We start from the raw sequence: 20,964 nt of genomic DNA, 5'->3' as shown, positions 1-20,964 counted from the left end.
TACGCTTGAAATTGTCGCTAGCGTCTGAAACCGTTAAGGGCATCGACCAGCGCGTGACACTCTCCAAACCATAAGTCAGCAGGCCACTGTTGATAGTCATCCTCTGCGCTGATATAGCCGTAGCCAACGGCCACGGCCGTCATCCCCGCAGCGACGGCGGCCTCGATATCCCGTGCATGGTCGCCGATGTACCAGCACTGACCCGGCTCAACGCCTAGCCGCCGGGCAGCTTCCCAGAGCGGCTCAGGGGCTGGCTTTTTTACACTCAGGTCATCTGCACATAGTAGGGCGCCCGGCTGAAGCGCCAATGCGTCCAATAACGGTAGCGTATAGCGACGCGGTTTATTGGTCACAATCCCCCAGGGTCGTTGGTTGCCATGCCACTCTTTCAGCCATACATCGAGCGGCGAGAAGACCTGGCTGTGCACCGCGACCGCCTGCTCGTAGGCATCCAGCAAAAACTGGCGTGCTTGAGTATGTCCATCCGCTGTCGCTTCTAACCCTAGCGCCAGCGTCACCAGCGCACTACCGCCGTTAGAGACCTGGCGGCGGATCACTTCAAAGGGAAGTGGCTCTAAGTCGTGGTGAATACGTAGCGCATTGGTTGCGTGGGCTAAATCTGGAGCGGTATCGACCAGGGTGCCGTCTAGATCGAAGAGAATCGCTTGGGGCGCTTGCATCGGCATTTAATCGCTCACCTTACGGCAGTACATCATGTAGTTGACCGAAACATCATGGCTTACCAAACGATAGTGCCGGGTTAGCGGATTGTAGGTAAGCCCCGTCTGCTCACGCACTTCTAAGCCACAGTCGCGAGACCAGGCGGCCATTTCTGAAGGGCGAATAAATTTCGCGTAGTTATGCGTACCCCGGGGGAGCAGTCTAAGCACGTACTCGGCGCCTAGAATGGCAAACGCATAGGACTTGGCGGTGCGATTCAGCGTAGAGAAAAACACATAGCCGCCAGGGCGAACCAGGGCGCTGCAGGCACGAATGACGGAGGCGGGGTCGGGTACGTGCTCAAGCATCTCCATGCAGGTCACTGCATCGTAAAAACCGGGCTTTTGAGCCGCCATGGCTTCCACACTGATGTGCTGATAATCGATCTCGACACCGCGATCTTCCGCGTGCAGCCTAGCCACCGCTAAAGGTGCTTCACCGAGATCAATACCAGTTACTTTAGCCCCGCGGTTGGCCATTGATTCGCTCAAAATGCCGCCGCCACAGCCCACATCCAGCACTTTTTTTCCTGCCAAGCCCGCACGCGCATCAATAAAATCGAGCCGCAAAGGGTTAATCTCGTGGAGTGGTTTAAATTCACCCTGCGGATCCCACCAGCGGCTAGCAAGCGCTTCAAATTTGGCGACTTCTGCTGCATCGACATTGCCTTGATAGTGACCAGCAGTGCTATCCTGTGGTGTCGCTTGCATGTTGTGACTCCCATTGTCGTTACGCATTAAGCGAAGAGTTGACGCTTAGTTACTGGTTATTATCCATTTGCACTGGTTATCGTCCATTGGCGAGGTGGCATCCATCCACGCCTTCAGTATTATGGACATTCTAACCACTCCTGTGTCGGAACGCATGAAAAGGACCTCTTTATGATTCGCAAGGCCGTACTTCCTGTTGCTGGGTTTGGCACCCGCTGCTTACCGGCTTCGAAGGCTATTCCCAAGGAGATGATTACGATTGTCGATAGGCCGGTTATTCAATATGTGGTCGAAGAAGCCATTGCCGCGGGTATTCGTGAGATTGTGCTGGTCACCAGTAGTAATAAAAGCGCTATTGAAAACCACTTTGACACCCACGCCGAGCTAGAAGCCAGCCTGGAAGCGAAAGGTAAACACGAGCTTTTGGCGATGTTGCGCAATTTGGTGCCTGATGATGTCAGCATTATCAGTATTCGTCAGGGTGTACCGCTGGGGTTAGGCCATGCGGTGCTATGCGCTCGCCCGATCATCGGCGACGACGAACCTTTTGCAGTGCTGCTTCCCGATGTGCTGGTCGACAACAGCGCCAACCAAACGACCGACTTGGCCGGCATGTTGGCAGCTTATGATCAACAGCAAACGGCGCAGCTAATGGTGGAAGAGGTGGCTTGGGAGCAAGTTGAGAAGTATGGCATCGTGGCACCCGCTGGCGATGTGCCTGCACCTAACCAATCGGCAGATCTTGTGGGAATGGTGGAAAAGCCAAAGCGCGATGCAGCGCCTTCAAACCTAGCCGTGATTGGTCGCTACGCGCTACCAGGCCATATTTTCTCCATTTTAGAAGCCACCAAGCCCGGTGCCGGTGGCGAAATTCAGCTCACTGATGCGCTGGAGACCCTGCGCGAACAGTCGGGGGTGCAGGCATACCGTATGCAGGGCACGACCTACGATTGTGGCCAGCCGCTGGGTTATCTTGAAGCCACACTTGCCTACGCGCGTCGTCACCCCGAGTTTGGTGAGGGTTTCCAAGCCCTGTTATCACGTTACCAACAAGGAGAGTAACCCATGCGGGTGTTGCTTTACGGTAGCGAATTGAGCGCAGCGACGGCCGCCGCTGCGTTGGCCTGGGTCGGGCATCAGGTGCAGTGGTTGCCGCACGCTGACGCCCCCTGGTCAGCACTTTCCCGAGTGGACTGGCTGCGCAGCGAACCTCAGCTGATGGCTCATCTGGAGCAGGGTTTGGCGGATGGGACACTGGAGGTCATTGAGCAGCTTAAAGAGGCGCGCACGCCTGAAGTGATCTGGCTGGCGTTATCTCCTGCGCAGCGTAGTTCAGCCAGTGCGTTGGTTGAAGACCCGCTATTGGTCGATCAGCAGGGCATAGTGCTTATCAATAATTCAACGTTTCCGGTCGGCGAGACCGAGCGCCTGCATGCACTGATGGGCATGCAGCACACCAGCGTGGCACTCCCAGATACGTTGGAAGAGGGGCGGGCGTGGGAGTCGTTTACCCGCCCCACTAGGCGGCTGCTAGGTTGCGATGATGCCACTGGTGAGCAGGTGACCAGGGAACTATTACGCGCCTTTAATCGCCGCAGCGAAGTATTTCAGTGTATGCCGCGCCGCGCTGCAGAGCTCACCAAGCTGGCAATTAACGGCATGCTGGCTACCCGTATCAGTTATATGAATGAAATTGCTGGCTTGGCTGATACCCTGGGGGTGGATGTTGAACATGTCCGCCAGGGAATGGGCGCTGACTCACGGATCGGGTTTGAGTATCTCTACCCCGGATGTGGGTTTGGCGGGCCGAATTTCTCCCGGGATTTGATGCGCTTGGCCGATGTGCAACTGCAAAGTGGTCGCTATTCAGCACTGCTTGAGCAGGTAATGGATATTAACGAGCAGAAGAAAGAGACCCTGTTTCGCAAACTGTGGGCTCACTTTGCAGGTGAGCTGGCGGGTAAAACCGTGGCGATATGGGGTGCGGCGTTTAAGCCCGGCACAGCGCGTATTGACCACGCCCCGGTATTAACGCTGCTTGAGGCTCTTTGGGCGCAAGGAATTAAAGTTCAGCTCCACGACCCAGCAGCAGTGCCAGCTCTTCATGCCTTGGTGGGCGAACGTGACGACCTGCGCACCTATACGCATGACCCTTACCAAGCCTGTGAGGGGGCCGATGTACTGATGCTGGTGACTGAATGGAAAACGTATTGGAACCCGGACTGGCACCGACTCGGCTCGCTTTTAAACGCTAAGCTCGTACTAGACGGACGCAATATTTACGACCCTGAGTTCGTTGCCAGCTGTGGATTAATGTACCGAGGTATTGGCCGCCGTGCCGACCCGAAGACTCTTTGAGGAAATGTCATGCCAGACGCTACCGCATCCTCTCGTATTGTGCCCGATGTGGATCAAAGCTTGACGGCGCAACACTTGCGTCACCGAAAGGGGCCCACGCTATGGCCACTATGGCTATGTTTGCTACTGATCATTGCGCTTATGGGCGCGGCGGCGGCTGGACTTTGGTATGAACGTGAACGACTGCTGGGTGAGCTGCACCGGGTAAGTGGGGAAGTCTCCAATGTGCACGCTCGGTTGGATTCGGATGACACGGATGTACAAGATACGATAACCTTTGTACAAGCTCAGATGTCGACGCTTTTCCAAGAGCAGGAGCAGCTGTCAGTGTCGTTGGCCGCTACTCGGGAAGAGTTGTACGGTTTTCTCACTTCTAGCGAGGATACTGTCTCTAGTGATTCCATCAATACACTGTTGCGGCAGTTGTCTCAACTTAGAGAGCAAGCCGAACTGCGCGACAGTCAATTAATGGCGGTGAGGGAATCTCTTGACGCCTTGGAACAAACGGGTTCCTCGGGTCGTCAAAATCTTGTTGAGGAAGTCTCCCATCTGGAGCAATTGACCGAACGGCGCATCAATGGCCTGGATAGTCAGCTCAACAGTGTCAGTAGCGCTTGGGAAGAGCAGCTATCAGCACAAAGAGCAGCGTTCGAGGCACGCTTTAATGAGCTGGAAACATCCGTTGCAGAGATAGAAGCACCCGCAGATCAAGCAGCCCTGGAAGCATTGGAGCAGGAGTGGTCTCAACGGCTGAATTCGCTGGAAAGCGATGTGCGCCAAGTACGCCAGGCGCAGCTTGCTTTCAGTGCCCAGCTAGAGATGTTGCGTTAATAAGGCGCGACGGAAGTATGAGTGTGATTGCTTAATCTTTAACATGCTAATGCGTTGAAATGCTTAGGCGATGAAGCCGCTGATTTAGGTTGGGATAAAAATGTATGGGAAGACAACGGCGATGGACATCAGCCACAAAGCGCACCGTTACTGTTGTGCTACCGCTGTTATGCGTATCACCTAGCGCATGGGCATTAGAAGCGACTGTCACGGGTGTTACCGATGAGGTCGAAGGCAACATCCAAGCCTACTTAAAGAATATCGATGCGGCACAATATACCGAGGTGCGTTTAGAGGGTGAGATCCGCCGACGCACCGAGGAAGCAATGCGTGTTTACGGCTATTACGAACCCGAGATAACCCTTGAGCGCGCCACTGATAAACGTGCGTGGCTGGAAATCGAGCCCGGCCCTCAGGTTGAAATTGAAATTCTGTCAATCAATGTGGAAGGCGATGCGAGTGAAGACCCACCTTTCCAACAGGCCGTAGAGGACTTTCCCTTGGAAGAAGGGGATGTGTTGCGGCACGCCCCCTGGGATCGATTAAGCAGCCAGTTTTCGGGGCTGGCTATTGAGCGCGGTTACTTTGACTGGGGGTTTACCGATCGACGCATGGAAGTGCGTCCGTATCTGCAAAGTGCGCGCCTGTATATGGATTTTGACAGTGGCCCACGCTACCAATTTGGTGAATCCTCCATTACCGGAAGCCATATTGAGCTTGATCGATTGCGTCGCATGCAGCCCTTCGAGCCGGGCGACCCCTATTTGGCGCAGACCCTGGCAGACTATAATCGGTCGCTTGCGGAAACCGGCTGGTTTAGCTCGGTCTCGGTGCGTCCGCGCCTTGAGACCGCCCAAGAGTTGGTTATTTCTCCTCCTGGCGGTGGTGCCCCCTGGTGGAGTGAAGCCACCGCCTCTCAGCCGGAGCGCCCGAGAGTCACCAGTGCTGCTTTGGCCAGCGCGCTAAGTCTTAATAAGCCCAGTGATACCCAATTGCCTATCGATGTCAGTGTTGAACCTGCTGATCGCCATCAGTTTGAAGTGGGTATTGGTTACGCCACCGATGTAGGGCCACGGCTGCGCTTTGGTTGGGATCAACCATGGATTAACCGCTTTGGTCATAGCCTTGATCACGACCTCTATTTATCTGCCCCAGAGCAGCGTTTTACCGGGGTATATAATGTGCCACTGGAAGACCCGCTTCGCGACAGCTATCGGCTTCAGTACGGGGTTCGTAATGTCGATGACAGCGACACCAAGTCGTTAGAAGGCACTGTCGAGCTAGCCCGGCGTTGGGAGTTTGATAACGATTGGGTGCAAACGATCTATTTCCGCACTACTTATGAAGACTTTGAACAGGGCGGCGAAGCGGATCAAGTATGGCTGTTTTATCCAGGTATTCAGTGGTCGCGTACGCGGACACGCCCTCAGCGCTTTCCGTTATGGGGTGATCGCCAGCAGCTCTCGTTAGAGTATTCGGATACCGTTTGGGGTTCGGATGCGACATTCGCTCGTATCACGGGGGATACGGAGTGGATCCGCATGATTGGCAACGATAACCGCTTCTTGGCACGTATTAGCTTAGGCGCCATTGAAACCGATGATTTTGCCAAAATACCGCCATCGCTGCGCTTTTTCGCGGGTGGCGACCGCAGTGTGCGTGGTTACTCCTATGAGAGCTTATCTCCCCGCAACGACGAGGGCCGACTGCGAGGTGGGCAGCAAATGCTCACCTCGACCCTGGAGTATCAGCGTCGCGTGACGGGGGATTGGTGGGGGGCCACGTTTATAGATAACGGCGATGCGTTTGATAACTGGGGGCCTAATGATTTGAAAACGGGCGCCGGGGTCGGGGTACGTTGGGTCTCGCCGGTGGGGCCAATTCGTTTTGACATCGCCCACCCTTTTGACCACGAAGACGATTGGCGTTTGCACTTTTCTATCGGACCGGAATTCTAGGAGAGAGACTTGTCTCAGGTTGAACCAGCTGCGTCTGATAAACGCCGTATGTTGTCTCCAAAGTATCGTGCCTGGCTACTGTTCTGGAGCCTTGTGCGTCTTGTAATCGTGTTGCCTATTTGGCTGTTCGGTATTGTGGCGCTGATTGTCGGGGTGGCGTTATCCCCCTGGGGCACTGGGGTGCTGCTCTCGCAGGGGGAGCAGCGTGATTTTTTCTCCTACACGCATCATGAAGGCGGCTTGCTCGACCATTTCCAGCTCGAAGATTTCCAGCTACAGCTAGGCGAAACCCGTATAACCGTGGATGAGTTCGAACTCCAGTGGGCAGATGACTGTGTTCTGTCAGGGCGCCTATGCATCGACACACTGCGTGTGGTGGGCGCCGACATCCAGCTAGGCCCATCCAGTGAGCAAGCGCCACCTCCCGAAGAGGAAGAGAGCCCGCTGACTATTCGTTTTCCTTTCCCCATCGAACTACGTTCTTTGTTGCTGGACGATGTTAACCTCAGGCTTGCCGATGGTACCGAAGTAGCGTGGCGCTCGTTAAGCTTGGCAGCCACCGCTGAAGGAAACACAGTACGCCTCTCGCCAACCCATTTGGAGCAGCCTCGTGTCTATTTGCCACCTTCCCCAGGTGTTCTGCTAACCCAGGGCATTGAAACGCCGCTTTATGCTGAAGCCATCGATGCCGCTATCTTGATCAACCAACCACCCCAAGAAGCCGTGGCGTCGGTGGAATCTCCAGAGCAGCAGCTTGAAGAACGCGAACGCCTGGAACTACCAGAGATCACGCTACCGGTTGATATCCAGATACCTGAATTCACGCTCAACGATTTTCGATTGGAAGGGGCTACCGAGTACCGCGTCGAGCGACTGCGGCTTGGGCTGTTAACCGAAGGTGATAACGTCGAAGTAACTGAGCTTTCCGTTGTTACCCCGGATGCTGAGGCGGAATTAACCGCGAACGCCACTCTAACCGGCAACTACCCACTCGAAGCTCGCTTGGGCGTCGAACTATTTTTACCTGAGATATACCCTGAGCTAAGTGGCGAAGCTTTAACCTTAACGCTGTCTGGTCCACTGGATGCGCTTGAAGCGCAGTTGGATGCCTCTGGCGCGGTCAATGCGTCCTTGAGGGGGCAAGTCGATGCACTCGCCCCGACGCTGCCGTTTCAACTGCAGCTACAAAGTGACCAAGTTCAGTGGCCGCTGCCTGTCAGCGCAGATGAGAGTAGCAATGAAAGCGTCGATGACAGCACTGAAGAAGAGACAGCCCAAGCCTATATAGTCGATGACCTGGATCTACAGGTCACCGGCAGCCTGAGCGATTATAGTGCTCAATTGGCTCTGGCGGTTGAGGGCCCGAGCCTGCCGCGCACTCAAATTAACGTTACCGGAGAGGGCGATCTCGAGCAGTTTAGCTGGCAACCGCTCACCCTCGCAGTCGACGAAAGCTCCCTGCGCAGCGAAGGGAACATCAGTTGGGTTGCACCGCTACAGGTCAACACCACTATTCGTCTGGATCAGTTTAACCCTGCCCACTTCGTGGATCAGCTTGAGGGTAATTTAAACGGCGACATCGAGCTTACGCTGAGGCAGCAAGAGGATCAGTGGGCAGTTAGCGTACCCAACTTAGCGATTGACGGTGAACTGCGCGACTACCCGCTAACCCTGCAAGCGGCCTTTGATGCTAACAGCAACCTGGAGCTGGAGATTGACGAGTTGCTGTTTACCCAGGGGGAGAATCGCTTAACAGCAGAGGGGCAAATTAGCGAACAGGCCATGTCGTTAAACGCGGACATTGCACTACGCCAGTTGCAGACACTATCGCCAGACTTGGCGGGCACTATCGTCGGTACGCTAGAGGCCAGCGGTAGTTTTAATCAACCGCAATTACTCGCCAATTTACAGGGTGATGGCGTGCGTTTTGGTCAGAATCGTATTGAACGGCTTGTCCTAGATGCTGATGTACAGGGCATTGATGATCCTTCCCTCGACGTACAGCTCGCACTACAAAACGTCAATGCTGGGGGGCAGGCCCTTGCAAACATAGAGGCCAATTTGGCCGGGCGCCTCTCTGAGCATCAGCTTGAACTGACCGCCCAGGGCACAGACAACAGCGTTTTAAGCCGTGCGCTGATTGCCCTGGAAAGCCGCTTTGACCAGCAAGACCAGCTTTACCAAGCCCGCGTAACGCCACTGGAAGTTGATTCTGAGGCGGGGGATATTCGTCTTGAAGCGCCTCTAGACCTGCGCTATGACCTAGCCAATGGTCAGGCGCGCCTATCGCCGTTCTGCCTGCGCCGGGAGCAAGGTGGGCTAGTCTGTTCTGAAGAGGAGATCACTGCCTCTGCGCAACAGGGCAACGCCGTGCTTTCGGTACGTGAAGTGCCAATGGAAATGCTGGAGCCCTTTTTGCCTGAAGAGTGGCAGTTAGAGGGGGATACAACCGCGGATCTTGTTGCCAACTGGCGTCAAGGGGGTGCCCAGTGGCAGGCAGATCTACAAATTCTTAGCGAACTCGCCATTACCGCCGTTAATGATTATGGCCAGCCTGTGCAACTGCCAGAAGTCAGTTTCGACGCTCAGATCGAGGCCAACCAAGCCCAGGCGAATGCCAATGTGTCACTTTCGCTTGCCGAAGCAGGCGATATCAACTTGGACCTAGCGGTTAATGATCCCTTGGGGGCCGGCGCGTTAACTGGCGAGCTGCGTGCAGAAGATGTTTCGCTGCAACCCTATCGACCTATGTTGGTAGGAATGGAGCGACTGGAGGGCGATTTAACGGGCAACGTCCAAATTACTGGCACCACCGCCGCGCCTGACTTACAAGGCCAGCTTGGACTGCGCGGTATAGGGGTAAGTGGTCCGGATATTCCTGTCGATATTCAGGGTGGCGAACTGGTGGTCTCTTTCGACGGTGAACAGGGGGATATTGATGGCTACCTGGCCGCTGAGCGAGGGCGTTTGGAAATCACCGGTGATGCATATTGGCCAAGCGGTGATGATTGGCGGATTGGCGTCGATCTGAATGCTGTGCAGGAGCCTATCCTGGTCGTTCTGCCCCAGTTTGGACGTCTTGAAGTAGCGCCTGATATCCGTATCCGGGTCACGCCGGAAAGGCTGCAAGTGAGGGGGGATGTGAATTTACCCTGGGCACGGCTTGAAATTGGCGATATGCCCTCATCAGCAGTCACCCCAAGTGGCGATGAAGTGATTATTACCGAGCGCGATGATCGCCAGGCCGAAATTGAGGCTCAGCGAGCGGCTGCCAATGAGGATGATCCAAGTGCCGCGGACGAGCTTGCCGCCACCGGTATGGCCATTGACGTACTGGTGACCTTAACGTTGGGTAGCGATATGCAAATTTCAGCCTACGGCTTGGAATCTGGCTTGGGAGGCGCGCTGGAAATTCGCCAAAGCAGCGGCGCGTTACAGTTATTCGGCGACGTTAATTTGGTCGATGGTCGTTTCCAGGCTTTCGGCCAAGACCTGGTTATCCGCCGCGGTGAACTGCTGTTTAGTGGGCCACCCGGTCTACCTACGCTCGACTTCGAGGCCATTCGCAACCCTGACATTACCGAAGATGACGTTATTGCGGGCTTGCGGGTAACAGGTAGTGCCGAATCTCCGAACGTACTGATCTTTTCTGAACCGGCGATGGATGAATCCCGTGCGCTCTCTTACCTGTTACGGGGTCGCGCACCTGATGCTTCTGGGGGCGGTGTGGATAGCGCACTGACTACCGCGCTGATAGGCATGTCGTTAGGGCGCACCGGTGGGGCGGTTGGTTCCATTGGTGAAGCCTTCGGCATTGATGACTTAACTCTGGACACCACTGGGGCTGGCGATGATAGCCAAGTCGCTGTCAGTGGCCAACTCACCGATGATCTTAGAATTAGTTACGGTGTGGGAATTTTCTCGCCAATTGCCGAACTAACACTACGCTACACGCTGTGGCGTAACCTTTATGTACAGGCCGTCTCGGGTACCAACCAAGCGGTGGACTTAATCTACACCTTTACCCGTTCCGGTAATCCTGAAATCATTCAGCAGCAATAAGTGAGGGTGATATGTCACTATTTTCAAACGCTAGCTCAGGTTCAGGCCGTGTACTGCCTGGACGCGATACGCCCATAGAAACCAGTCAGGTGCATACCATTAATGGGCACTCGATACATCCTCCGTTTCCCGAAGGCCACGAGGAGATCGTGCTAGGCATGGGGTGTTTCTGGGGCGTTGAACGCCTGTTTTGGCAGTTGCCAGGAGTCTATGTCACTGCGGCGGGGTATGCTGGTGGTGAGACACCTAACCCCACCTACGACGAGACATGTACGGGGCGTACTGGCCACACCGAAGTGGTACGGGTGATTTATGACCCACAGCAAGTCGAGCTGGAAACGTTGTTGCAGGTTTTCTGGGAAGGGCACGACCCGACCCAGGGCAATCGCCAGGGGAACGATATTGGCTCGCAGTATCGCTCCGCCATTTTTACCACCAGCCAAGCGCAGCAAACGGTAGCCGAGCAGAGTGCGGCAGCGTACCAACAGGCGCTCGACAAAGCGGGCAGAGGGGCAATCACTACTGAGATTAAGCCGCTAGAAACATTTTATTACGCAGAGGCTTACCATCAGCAGTACCTGGATAAAAACCCTCATGGCTACTGCGGCTTGAAAGGTACGGGTGTCACCTGCCCGATAGGTTAAAACGTGCGCACTAAACCTTTGACTACCGAATCATCGACAGGAAGCCATTATGCAGCAACGCCATTATCTGAAGTGGGCTTCCCCCCGCGGCACGGCAGCCAGCGCTTTAGCATTAATGCTCTGCACGCCGCTGGCTTGGGCAGGCGAGGAAACGAGCGCCCTGGCCATGCCCCAAGCCGTCAGCGACACGCCATTCGCAAGTGAGCGCGAAGCCGTGGTTTGGCGCCGAGAAGAGCTTAAAGATATTGAAAGTCTGGTGCGTCAGCTGCGCTTTGATCTAATCAATAATCAAGATCTTGAGGCTGCAATGCCGCGGTTACTTAAGCTGCAAGAGCGTGCCAGCGCTGATCGTTTGCTACCTGCGTTTATTGAGGGCACCCACGGCAGTGGTTCTGAAGCGCGGGCATCCATATGGGAAGAGTGGGGTGAGTTCGCCGCCGGTTTTAGCGATCTGGAGGATAAAATCGCTAATTTAATTGATGTAGCCGAGCAAGAGGATACTCGAAACACTGCCCGAGCGCTTTCAGAAGTGGGCGCGAGCTGTAAGAGCTGCCATCGTGCCTACCGCTACGACTAAGCGTAGCGGTAGGCATTGGGGGAGTGCTTAATCGCCTTGCTGGATGCGGTCAATACGGTAAAGTGTTTCCACTTGTTCTAAACCACTTACGGTGCAGTTAAGATCTTTAACGCGGCCATCGCTTAATCCGTAGACCCAGCCATGTACCGAAATCTGCTGACCTCGCTGCCAAGCGCGCTGCAAAATTTTGGTGCGGCACAAACTGTTTACCTGGGCTTTCACGTTGAGCTCGCACATGCGATCGATTTGATCTTCCAGTGGGAGGTGGTCAAGCGAATTCCTGTGATGGTTGTACTGTTCGCGCACTGAGTGCAGCCAGTAATCCACCACGCCACATTCGCCTCCCATCATGGCGGCCTTAATGCCCCCGCAGCCATAGTGACCGACAATCATGATATGGCTGACTTTAAGAACATCCACCGCGAACTGAACCACCGAGAGGGCGTTCATATCGGTGTGGTGTAGCAAGTTGGCGACGTTGCGGTGTACGAAAACTTCCCCAGGCGGGAGTGCAATAATTTGATTCGCCGGTACTCGGCTGTCGGAGCAGCCAATCCATAAATAATCGGGGTTCTGCTGGTTCGAAAGGCGCTTAAAGTAGTCGGGGTCTTCTTCGCACATACGCTCAGCCCAGGCGCGATTATTGTCGAGTAGCGTCGCAATAGGGTCAGACATAGCGTCTCCAGAAAAGTTAAAGGGCGTTAAGTCGCTGGTAGATAAGCGGGTTATCAAAGCCCTACTCAGGGTGGAATTAGGCCTTGTATAACCTAGGCCAGTACAAAATAGCAGCAGAAGGTTTTAACCTTCCCGGGTAGTCAGGTCAACCACTGCACTTGACCAATGGGCAACCCGATATTGATTCATACGAATTCTAACTCCCCAGGAGCAAATCATGGCAGACGTTTCTGAATACGAATATGACCTTCTGGTTATTGGCGCAGGCTCTGGTGGTGTACGCACCGCGCGTATGGCCGCGGCTACCGGCGCCAAAGTGGCCATTGCCGAAGATCGCTACCTGGGCGGAACCTGTGTCAACGTTGGCTGTGTGCCCAAGAAGCTTTACTCCTACGCTGCCCATTTCCATGACAGTTTTGATGATGCGGCAGGTTTTGGCTGGCAGCTGCCTGGCCCCGCCAGCTTCGATTGGGCCACACTGCGCGACAACAAAATCAGTGAAATCAAACGTCTGAATGGCATTTATCAGCGCATGCTGGAAGGCGCTGGAGTAACGCTCTTCAATGCACGAGCACGCTTGGCCGATGCACACACGGTGACCTTAAGCGGCGAGCATGGCGATATATCGGTGACTGCACAAAAAATCGTTCTGGCTACTGGTGGATGGCCCTGGGTACCCGATTTTCCTGGCAGTGAACACGCACTGGATTCCAATCAGATTTTTGATCTAGATACTTTTCCTAAGCGCTTTTTAGTGCTTGGCGGTGGCTATATTGCGGTGGAATTTTCGAGTATCTTTAATGGTCTGGGCAGCGAGACGCACCTCATCTACCGTGGCGAGCTGTTTTTAAAAGGCTTTGATCAACAGGTTCGCGAGTTCACCTGCGCGGAAATGGAAAGAAAGGGAGTCAACCTCCATTTCAACACTAACATCGAGCGTATTGAGCGCAGCCAAGACGGCTACAATGTTCACCTTACCAACGGCAACGTGCTTGAAGTCGATGTGGTGCTCGCAGCCACAGGGCGCAAGGCGAATATCCGTGAGCTAGGGCTTGAAGCGTTGGGCCTATGCCTGGATGAGGCGGGTAAAATCCCCGTAAACGAGCGGTTTGAAACAGCGCTGCCTTCAATTTTAGCCTTGGGCGACCTGACGGCTGGGCCGGAATTAACACCGGTAGCACTGGCTGAGGCGATGCAGCTTGTCGACGCCCACTTTGCCGATACGGTTCCCAAGCCGTTGGACTACACTACGATCCCTACCGCCGTTTTTTGCCATCCCAACATCGGTACCGTGGGTCTTTCCGAGGAGGCCGCGCGGGAAAAATTCACCCATATTCGTGTGTATAGCACCGATTTTCGCGCCATGAAGCACACCCTATCGGGTAGCCAAGAGCGCACCTTAATGAAGCTGGTCGTGGACGATGCTACCGATGTAGTCGTAGGGGCCCATATGGTCGGAGATGACGCGGGTGAAATTATTCAGGGAATTGCTATCGCGGTAAGAGCTGGCCTTACCAAGCAGGACTTTGACCGCACCGTAGGCATCCACCCAACGGGGGCCGAGGAGTTCGTCACGCTGCGTACGCTGACACGCAGGTAAGCATATTAAAAGTGAAGGCGTGCCCATGGGCGCGCCTTTTTTTGTAGGCTACTTGCACTATTCTAAAAGAGATAGCGGTGAGCAGTGGTTATGCTACTCGATCATAACAAAAAATTATGGAAAGCGAGGTGTAGAATAATATGATTTTTGAATTGCTCATAATCAGCTGTTATAATGAACATCAAATTCGCTACAGCGAAGCATAACTATGAGTACGCCGACACAACCTTTTACCCCCTCTGCTGACCTTGCCAGGCCAACGGTGGCTGATGCTGTTGTGGGTCATGCGGAGATGCCGCTGTTTATTCGCAAACCCAATGCGGATGATGGCTGGGGAGTTTACGAGCTGGTCAAAGCTTGCCCTCCGCTGGATGTGAATTCAGCCTACGCTTACTTGCTACTGGCGACTCAGTTTCGTGATACCTGCGCAGTGGCTACCAATGAAGAGGGCGAAATCGTTGGTTTTGTTTCTGGCTATGTTAAGGATAATGCTCCAGACACCTACTTTTTATGGCAAGTGGCTGTCGGTGAAAAAGCACGTGGTACAGGGCTAGCGCGACGCTTGGTCGAGGCTATTATGTCCCGCCCTGAGCTTGATGATGTGCATCACCTTGAAACCACCATCACCCCTGACAATCTAGCCTCTTGGGGCTTATTCCGTCGCTTGGCGGCACGCTGGCATGCGCCGCTCAATAGCCGCGAATACTTCTCTACCGAACAGCTCGGAGGAGAGCATGACCCGGAAAACCTGGTTCGTATCGGCCCGTTCCAAACAGATCGCATCTAATACGTCGTTTTGCTAGATACACGTATCGGACTTACCGTTTTTCCCGCTCATGTTGCTTCGGGCAAGTAATGCCTAAAGTTAAAATGATCAACCAAGGAGGTCGCTAATGCAGACCCAGACGCTTGAACGCATGGAATCCAATGTACGTACTTATTCTCGTTCGTTTCCGGTGGTGTTTACCAAAGCGCAAAATGCGCGTCTAACCGATGAGAATGGCCGTGAGTACATTGATTTCCTCGCCGGCGCGGGCACGCTGAACTACGGCCACAATAATCCGCACATGAAACAGGCGATGATTGATTACCTGTCGACTGACGGTGTTGTTCACGGTTTGGATATGTGGACCAATGCCAAGCGTGATTATCTTGAAACGCTGGAAGAAGTTATTTTCAAGCCACGCGGGCTGGATTATAAAGTGCATCTGCCTGGCCCAACCGGTACCAATGCCGTAGAGGCCGCTATCCGCTTGGCTCGTGTGGCTAAAGGCCGTCACAACATTGTCACCTTCACCAATGGTTTCCACGGCGTCACCATGGGGGCTTTGGCGACCACGGGTAATCGTAAATTCCGTGAAGCCACGGGTGGCATACCCACCCAGGGCGCTAGCTTCCTGCCTTACGATGGCTACATGGGTGAGCATACCGATACCCTGGATTATTTTGAAAAGCTGCTCAGCGACAAATCTGGTGGTCTGGATATTCCAGCGGGTGTCATCATTGAAACCGTGCAAGGCGAGGGCGGTATTAATGTTGCAGGCTTGGAGTGGTTGAAGCGTCTCGAAGGGATCTGTCGTGCCCACGACATTCTGCTGATTATCGATGATATTCAGGCAGGCTGTGGCCGTACGGGTAAGTTCTTTAGCTTCGAACACGCGGGTATTACACCTGACATTATTACCAACTCGAAATCGCTCTCCGGTTTTGGCCTGCCATTTGCCCATGTGTTGATGCGCCCAGAGCTGGATAAATGGAAACCGGGTCAATATAACGGCACTTTCCGTGGTTTCAGCCTGGCGATGGTGACCGCCACCGCTGCGTTGAAAAAATACTGGACTAATGACACCTTTGAGCGTGATGTTCAGCGCAAAGGGCGTATTGTAGAAGAGCGCTTCCAGAAGTTAGCAGCGCTGTTAACGGAGCACGGCATGCCTGCCACTGAACGTGGTCGTGGCTTGATGCGCGGTATTGACGTTGTGTCGGGTGATATTGCCGATAAAATTACCAGTAAAGCCTTTGAGCATGGTCTGGTAATTGAAACCAGTGGTCAGGATGGTGAAGTGGTTAAGTGCCTATGCCCGCTAACCATTAGCGATGATGACCTGCTGGAAGGTTTGGATATTCTCGAAATGTGCGTTAAAGCTGTTGCTAGCGAATAACCTGGCGGTAGTATTAAGCGTTACGCTGAAGCAGTAGCTCACAGTTTTTAGTTAGGGATATAGCGGCTGGTAGTCGCCAGTCGTTTTGCAACGGAGTACTCCTATGATCGTTCGTAATCTTGATGAAGCGCGTAAAACAGATCGCCTAGTGACCGCTGAAAATGGTAACTGGGACAGTACGCGCCTTGTTCTGGCCAACGATAATGCAGGTTTTTCGTTCCATATTACCCGCATTTTTCCAGGCACCGAGACACATATCCATTACAAAAATCACTACGAAGCAGTGTTTTGCTACGAAGGTGAAGGCGAAGTTGAAACCCTGGCTGACGGTAAAATCTGGCCGATCAAAGCAGGCGACATTTATCTACTCGACCAGCATGATGAACACTTGCTGCGTGGCAAAGAGAAGGGCATGACGGTTGCCTGCGTCTTTACTCCACCGATCACAGGTAATGAAGTTCACCAGGAAGATGGCTCGTACGCAGCCCCAGAGTAAATCGTGCTAGCGTGAGATAGACTACGTGATAGATAAGAAGGCAGCCTGCTAAATATGCGGGCTGCCTTTTTTGATCTGAATGGATGAGCGCAATAGTAAATCCGAGGCTTCTTAGTTTCTCTCAAACACAAAATGGCAGCCTCTTTGGTTCGCTTAATATATATTATGTTAAATTAGATAAAATAGGTGCTCCAAAAGCGATGATGGCGTTGGACACTAGACCCCCATCTCCTTATCATTCCCCAACCTATTGTCCAAGGATATCTCTCGTTATGCGCCCAGGTGTTTTGTGGCTTATCGCTGGCTTGTCGCTTTCGATCGCAGGCTGTGCAGCAACCCAGCCGGAAACGAATCAACCGCCCCCTTTAAGCGAAGCCTCATTCAATTCTCGTATCCTGGAGTTAGAGAGCCAGCTAACGCAACAATGTGACACCCGCATTAATTTGCAGCAACGCCAGCTTGATCACCAGCAGGCATTGACCGCTGATATGCGTGAAGTGGGCAGTTTATTGCGTTACCTCCGCCAAGACGTACAGCAATTGGAAGCTCGCGGTGAAGAGCCGGTCATCATACGTGAAGAGTGTGAGATTGATGAGAGCTTGACCACTAAAACGTTACTGGGCCGCAGCGAATGGGTTGGCTTACCAAGCCTTGGCACCTACCTCAAAGCGCGAGTCGATTCAGGAGCCAACACCTCGTCCCTTTCTGCTGCCGAGATCACTCGCTTCGAGCGTGACGGTGAAGATTGGGTGCGCTTCAAGTTGGCGCTGAACGACGACGACGTGGCGGTTGAGTCGCAGCGCGATGAGTGGGTTGAAGCGCCTATCGTGCGCCGAGTGCGCATTGTTCAAGCCTCTGGCGAAGAGTCACGCCCCGTCATTTCTCTGTTAATGACTCTAGGGCCGATTCGTGAAAATGTCGAATTTACCCTCAATGACCGCTCTCATCTTGATTATCCAGTGCTGCTAGGACGGCGTTTTTTGATGGATATTGCGGTAATTGATGTAGCCGATACTTACTTGCATGAGCGCCCCGAATTTCCTGGTGGCGAACCAGCGGACCAAGCTGCTGAAGATGAAGCAGTTGACGAAGACGATAGCGAAGAGTAACCGCTCTGACGCTTCACGAGGAAAGGAATCTCCATGTCACGGTTAATGTTCTATATTATTGTCGGCCTTTTGCTAGTCGCGGGCGTAGCGACCAGCGTGCACCGCCATGTGCAGTTTGAAATTCCATGGTTGCCTGGTGAACAGCGCCAGGTGTGGGAGATTGAGGCGGGCATTACCTTTAATGCTCAGGACGGCCCCGTCCAGGTCGACTTGGCGTTGCCTTCCCATCAGGCAGGCTACCGTGTACTGACTGAAAACACCGCATCATCAGGGTATGGGCTTGCTTATCAGGCGGATGATTTAGGCCGCACCGCCCGCTGGACTATTCGTGAAGCAGTGGGTAGCCAAACATTATACTACTCGGTTCAGATGCTGGTATCTCAAGATGCTCGCTCGCCGGTGCAGACACCCCCTGAAATCCCCGTCACAACGCCTTGGGAAAGCCCCTATGACACTGCGGCTAATCAGCTTATCGAACAAGCCTGGGCGCGCAGTGCCAATAACGCCACCTTCGCCCGTGAGTTAATACGTGATATTAACGGCGAGCGTCAATCTGAAAATGCCCGTCTGCTGCTGACGCAAGAGAATCCGGCGGCCTTGGTGGTGCGGTTGCTAAACCAGGCAGGCGTATTAGCGCGTGAAGTGAGCGGCCTGCTTCTGGAAGATGGTCGTCGTCGCCAAACGCTTAGCAGTTGGATTCAGGTGTTTAACGAGTCAGGCGAAGAATGGTCAATTTTCCATCCACTGACGGGTGAGCAAGGTAAGCCCGACAACCTGCTGCTATGGGAAACCGGTGGTCGAGCGGTATTAGAAGTTCAGGGCGGCACCAACTCGCGGGTTTCTTTCTCAATGATGACCCATGACCAGCCTGCTTCGGCGGCGGTGCGCAACCACTACTCTGAAGATACGCTGCTGAACTTCTCCATTCACAGCCTGCCACTGGAGGAGCAAGCGCTATTCCAAACTATCTTGCTGATTCCCATTGGTGCGTTAATGGTGGTGTTTTTGCGTGTGCTGGTGGGCATCAAAACGTCCGGTACCTTTATGCCGGTGCTGATCGCCCTCGCCTTCATTCAAACCACCCTTCCTACGGGTTTGATTGGCTTCCTGCTTATCGTTGCCGTCGGTCTGATTATTCGTAACTATCTCTCCTACTTGAATTTATTACTGGTGGCCAGGGTCTCGGCGGTGATCATAACGGTGATTGCGATTATCTCGATCTTCACCGTATTGGCCTACCGCATGGGGCTCAGCGCTGGCTTAACGATCACCTTCTTCCCGATGATCATCCTGGCCTGGACCATCGAGCGGATGTCGATACTTTGGGAAGAGGAAGGCCCTAAGCAGGTGCTAATCCAAGGCGGCGGCAGTTTGATCACGGCTATCCTTGCCTACCTGGCGATGAATAACCCCTGGGTACGTCATATCACCTTCAACTTCCTGGGCGTTCAGTTGATATTGATGGCGTTGATCTTGCTGCTGGGCAATTACACCGGCTACCGTTTACTGGAGCTGCGCCGCTTCAAGCCAATCACTGACGATGAGAAACCCTCATGAGTTGGCTGAAGAACTGGACGTGGCCCACGCGCTTGCGGGATAAAGGCATTATCGGCATGAATCGGCGTAATATTCGCTACATTGGCCGATATAATAGTCGCCGTCTCTATCCCCTCGTCGACGACAAGCTTAAAACCAAGCTATTGGCTCAACAGTATGGGATTACCACGCCCGAGCTGATTGGCACCGTAACAACTCAGTTTGGCGTTAAGCACATTGGCGCCATGCTTACGGGGCACGCAGGCTTTGTTATCAAGCCTGCCAAGGGAAGCGGCGGCAAGGGCATCCTGGTGATTGAAAAGGTCGAAGATAACGCCTTTATTAAGCCTAGTGGTACCAAGCTCTCTCTTACCGACGTTGAGCGGCATGTATCGAATATTCTGTCGGGGCTCTACTCATTAGGCGGCTCGCCTGATGTGGCAGTGATTGAAACGCTGATTAATTTCGATGAAAGCCTGATGGATTACACCTATGAAGGTGTTCCAGATATCCGGGTTATCGTCTTCAAGGGCTACCCGGTGATGGCCATGATGCGCCTTTCCACCGCAGCATCCGACGGCAAAGCTAACCTGCACCAAGGGGCAGTAGGCGTTGGCTTGAACATCGCCACCGGGGCTGCACTGCGCGCCGTTCAGTTTGACCGACCTTGCTTTAGCCATCCGGACACGGGGCACGATCTGGCAAGTTTGGTCGTTCCCCAGTGGGAAACACTGCTTAACTTAGCGGCGGGTTGTTATGAAATGACCGGCCTAGGCTACCTGGGTACCGATATGGTGCTGGATCGTAAATACGGCCCGATGCTGCTTGAGCTCAACGCCAGGCCTGGCTTGGCTATTCAAATGACCAATGGTGAAGGTTTGCGCCGTCGCCTCGATCTGATTGAACGTCAACCCGATGGCGTGCCCGCTAAACAACGGGTAGCTTTTGCCCAGCACCATTTTGCGCGACAAAGTGAGCTGGTAGACAGCGAATCGGTAGAAAGCTCTGACACCGCTTCCACCGGCGCGTAGACTACTAACGAGAGCCTAGGCTAACAACGTTCAACGAGTTGCCCATGACCCAAGCGAGTACACTACTACAGCAGGCGGAGTCTCAGTGCCATATCCGCGGCGTCCGCTTCACCCCTATTCGCCGACGCGTGCTGGAGATGATCGCCGAAAATGGCGGCGGGCTAAAAGCCTATGACCTGCTCGATAAGCTCTCTACTGAGCATGCGGCTGCCCGCCCCCCGACGGTTTATCGGGCGCTTGAGTTCTTGATTGATCAAGGCTTGGTGCATCGCATTGAGTCGCAGAACTCCTACGTGGCCTGCGCTTGCCCAGAGCATGCGCATGGTTTTCAACTACTGATTTGCCGTCACTGCGGCTATGTCGAAGAGCTGCACTTGGACGAGATAAGCGATCAACTGGCGGCGCTGGCAAAACGCCAGGGCTTTAACGTTGAGCGCCAAACCATTGAGCTTCAAGGGCTTTGTCAGGACTGCCGAACAGCTAGCGAGTAAATTT

General features: G+C 53.9%; 18 protein-coding genes. 15 read left to right on the top strand and 3 right to left on the bottom strand.

The window, feature by feature from the left end; translation table 11 throughout:
- Positions 1 to 17 precede the first annotated feature (17 nt).
- Together HALA3H3_RS20875 and ubiG are read right to left on the bottom strand one after the other, a co-directional pair.
- A complete protein-coding gene (locus HALA3H3_RS20875; RefSeq protein ID WP_022523482.1) occupies positions 18 to 686 on the bottom strand; it encodes an HAD-IA family hydrolase in 669 nt (222 codons plus the stop codon).
- The gene (ubiG, locus tag HALA3H3_RS20870; RefSeq protein WP_022523481.1) at positions 687 to 1,430 is read right to left on the bottom strand and encodes a bifunctional 2-polyprenyl-6-hydroxyphenol methylase/3-demethylubiquinol 3-O-methyltransferase UbiG; all 744 of its coding nucleotides are present in this window, start codon (positions 1,428 to 1,430) and stop codon (positions 687 to 689) included.
- A gap of 171 nt (positions 1,431 to 1,601) precedes the next feature.
- On the opposite strand from ubiG, the gene galU reads away from it, so the two are divergent.
- The 7 genes from galU (at position 1,602) to HALA3H3_RS20835 (ending at position 11,860) form a co-directional block, all read left to right on the top strand.
- Positions 1,602 to 2,492, top strand: coding sequence for a UTP--glucose-1-phosphate uridylyltransferase GalU (gene galU / locus HALA3H3_RS20865; RefSeq protein ID WP_022523480.1), 891 nt, complete (start codon positions 1,602 to 1,604; stop codon positions 2,490 to 2,492).
- Between the two features lie 3 nt (positions 2,493 to 2,495).
- Complete coding sequence (locus HALA3H3_RS20860) at positions 2,496 to 3,788, top strand: nucleotide sugar dehydrogenase (protein ID WP_022523479.1); 1,293 nt, start codon at positions 2,496 to 2,498, stop codon at positions 3,786 to 3,788.
- A 9-nt stretch (positions 3,789 to 3,797) separates the two neighbouring features.
- A complete protein-coding gene (locus tag HALA3H3_RS20855) occupies positions 3,798 to 4,619 on the top strand; it encodes a hypothetical protein (RefSeq protein ID WP_022523478.1) in 822 nt (273 codons plus the stop codon).
- 104 nt (positions 4,620 to 4,723) lie between these two features.
- Positions 4,724 to 6,577 (top strand): autotransporter assembly complex protein TamA, encoded by a 1,854-nt coding sequence (tamA, locus tag HALA3H3_RS20850; protein WP_022523476.1) that lies wholly within the window; start codon positions 4,724 to 4,726, stop codon positions 6,575 to 6,577.
- Between the two features lie 9 nt (positions 6,578 to 6,586).
- Positions 6,587 to 10,639 carry an autotransporter assembly complex protein TamB gene (tamB, locus tag HALA3H3_RS20845; protein WP_022523475.1) on the top strand — a complete coding sequence of 1,351 codons (4,053 nt, stop codon included), beginning with the start codon at positions 6,587 to 6,589 and terminating at the stop codon, positions 10,637 to 10,639.
- A gap of 11 nt (positions 10,640 to 10,650) precedes the next feature.
- Positions 10,651 to 11,283, top strand: coding sequence for a peptide-methionine (S)-S-oxide reductase MsrA (msrA, locus tag HALA3H3_RS20840; protein ID WP_022523474.1), 633 nt, complete (start codon positions 10,651 to 10,653; stop codon positions 11,281 to 11,283).
- A gap of 49 nt (positions 11,284 to 11,332) precedes the next feature.
- On the top strand, positions 11,333 to 11,860 hold the full coding sequence (locus HALA3H3_RS20835) for a cytochrome c (protein WP_022523473.1): 528 nt from the start codon (positions 11,333 to 11,335) through the stop codon (positions 11,858 to 11,860).
- Positions 11,861 to 11,887: 27 nt separating this feature from the next.
- Here the strand turns inward: HALA3H3_RS20835 and can are convergent, their stop codons facing one another.
- Complete coding sequence (gene can, locus HALA3H3_RS20830; RefSeq protein ID WP_022523472.1) at positions 11,888 to 12,535, bottom strand: carbonate dehydratase; 648 nt, start codon at positions 12,533 to 12,535, stop codon at positions 11,888 to 11,890.
- Between the two features lie 217 nt (positions 12,536 to 12,752).
- Here can and gorA point away from each other — a divergent pair, with 217 nt between their 5' ends.
- From gorA to HALA3H3_RS20790, 8 genes are all read left to right on the top strand, one after another.
- Positions 12,753 to 14,135, top strand: a complete 1,383-nt coding sequence (gorA, locus tag HALA3H3_RS20825; protein ID WP_009286705.1) for a glutathione-disulfide reductase — start codon at positions 12,753 to 12,755, stop codon at positions 14,133 to 14,135.
- A gap of 208 nt (positions 14,136 to 14,343) precedes the next feature.
- Positions 14,344 to 14,922: a diaminobutyrate acetyltransferase gene (gene ectA / locus HALA3H3_RS20820; RefSeq protein ID WP_009286706.1), complete on the top strand. Its 579-nt coding sequence runs from the start codon at positions 14,344 to 14,346 to the stop codon at positions 14,920 to 14,922.
- Between the two features lie 106 nt (positions 14,923 to 15,028).
- Positions 15,029 to 16,297, top strand: coding sequence for a diaminobutyrate--2-oxoglutarate transaminase (gene ectB, locus HALA3H3_RS20815; protein WP_022523471.1), 1,269 nt, complete (start codon positions 15,029 to 15,031; stop codon positions 16,295 to 16,297).
- A gap of 103 nt (positions 16,298 to 16,400) precedes the next feature.
- Positions 16,401 to 16,793, top strand: coding sequence for an ectoine synthase (locus HALA3H3_RS20810; protein ID WP_022523470.1), 393 nt, complete (start codon positions 16,401 to 16,403; stop codon positions 16,791 to 16,793).
- A gap of 272 nt (positions 16,794 to 17,065) precedes the next feature.
- Positions 17,066 to 17,902, top strand: coding sequence for an ATP-dependent zinc protease family protein (locus tag HALA3H3_RS20805; RefSeq protein WP_022523469.1), 837 nt, complete (start codon positions 17,066 to 17,068; stop codon positions 17,900 to 17,902).
- Positions 17,903 to 17,935: 33 nt separating this feature from the next.
- Positions 17,936 to 19,459, top strand: a complete 1,524-nt coding sequence (locus tag HALA3H3_RS20800) for an inactive transglutaminase family protein (protein WP_009286710.1) — start codon at positions 17,936 to 17,938, stop codon at positions 19,457 to 19,459.
- Entirely contained in the window at positions 19,456 to 20,469 is a 1,014-nt protein-coding gene (locus HALA3H3_RS20795) for an alpha-L-glutamate ligase-like protein (protein ID WP_022523468.1), read from the top strand. The genes HALA3H3_RS20800 and HALA3H3_RS20795 overlap by 4 nt, the downstream gene beginning before the upstream one ends.
- A gap of 44 nt (positions 20,470 to 20,513) precedes the next feature.
- On the top strand, positions 20,514 to 20,960 hold the full coding sequence (locus tag HALA3H3_RS20790) for a transcriptional repressor (RefSeq protein WP_007114248.1): 447 nt from the start codon (positions 20,514 to 20,516) through the stop codon (positions 20,958 to 20,960).
- The last annotated feature ends 4 nt before the right edge of the window (positions 20,961 to 20,964 follow it).

Source organism: Halomonas sp. A3H3 (genome assembly GCF_000982975.1).
Classification (GTDB): domain Bacteria; phylum Pseudomonadota; class Gammaproteobacteria; order Pseudomonadales; family Halomonadaceae; genus Vreelandella; species Vreelandella titanicae.
The sequence above is the reverse complement of the archived record's forward strand: the minus strand, read 5'-3'. Positions and strand labels throughout refer to the sequence as shown.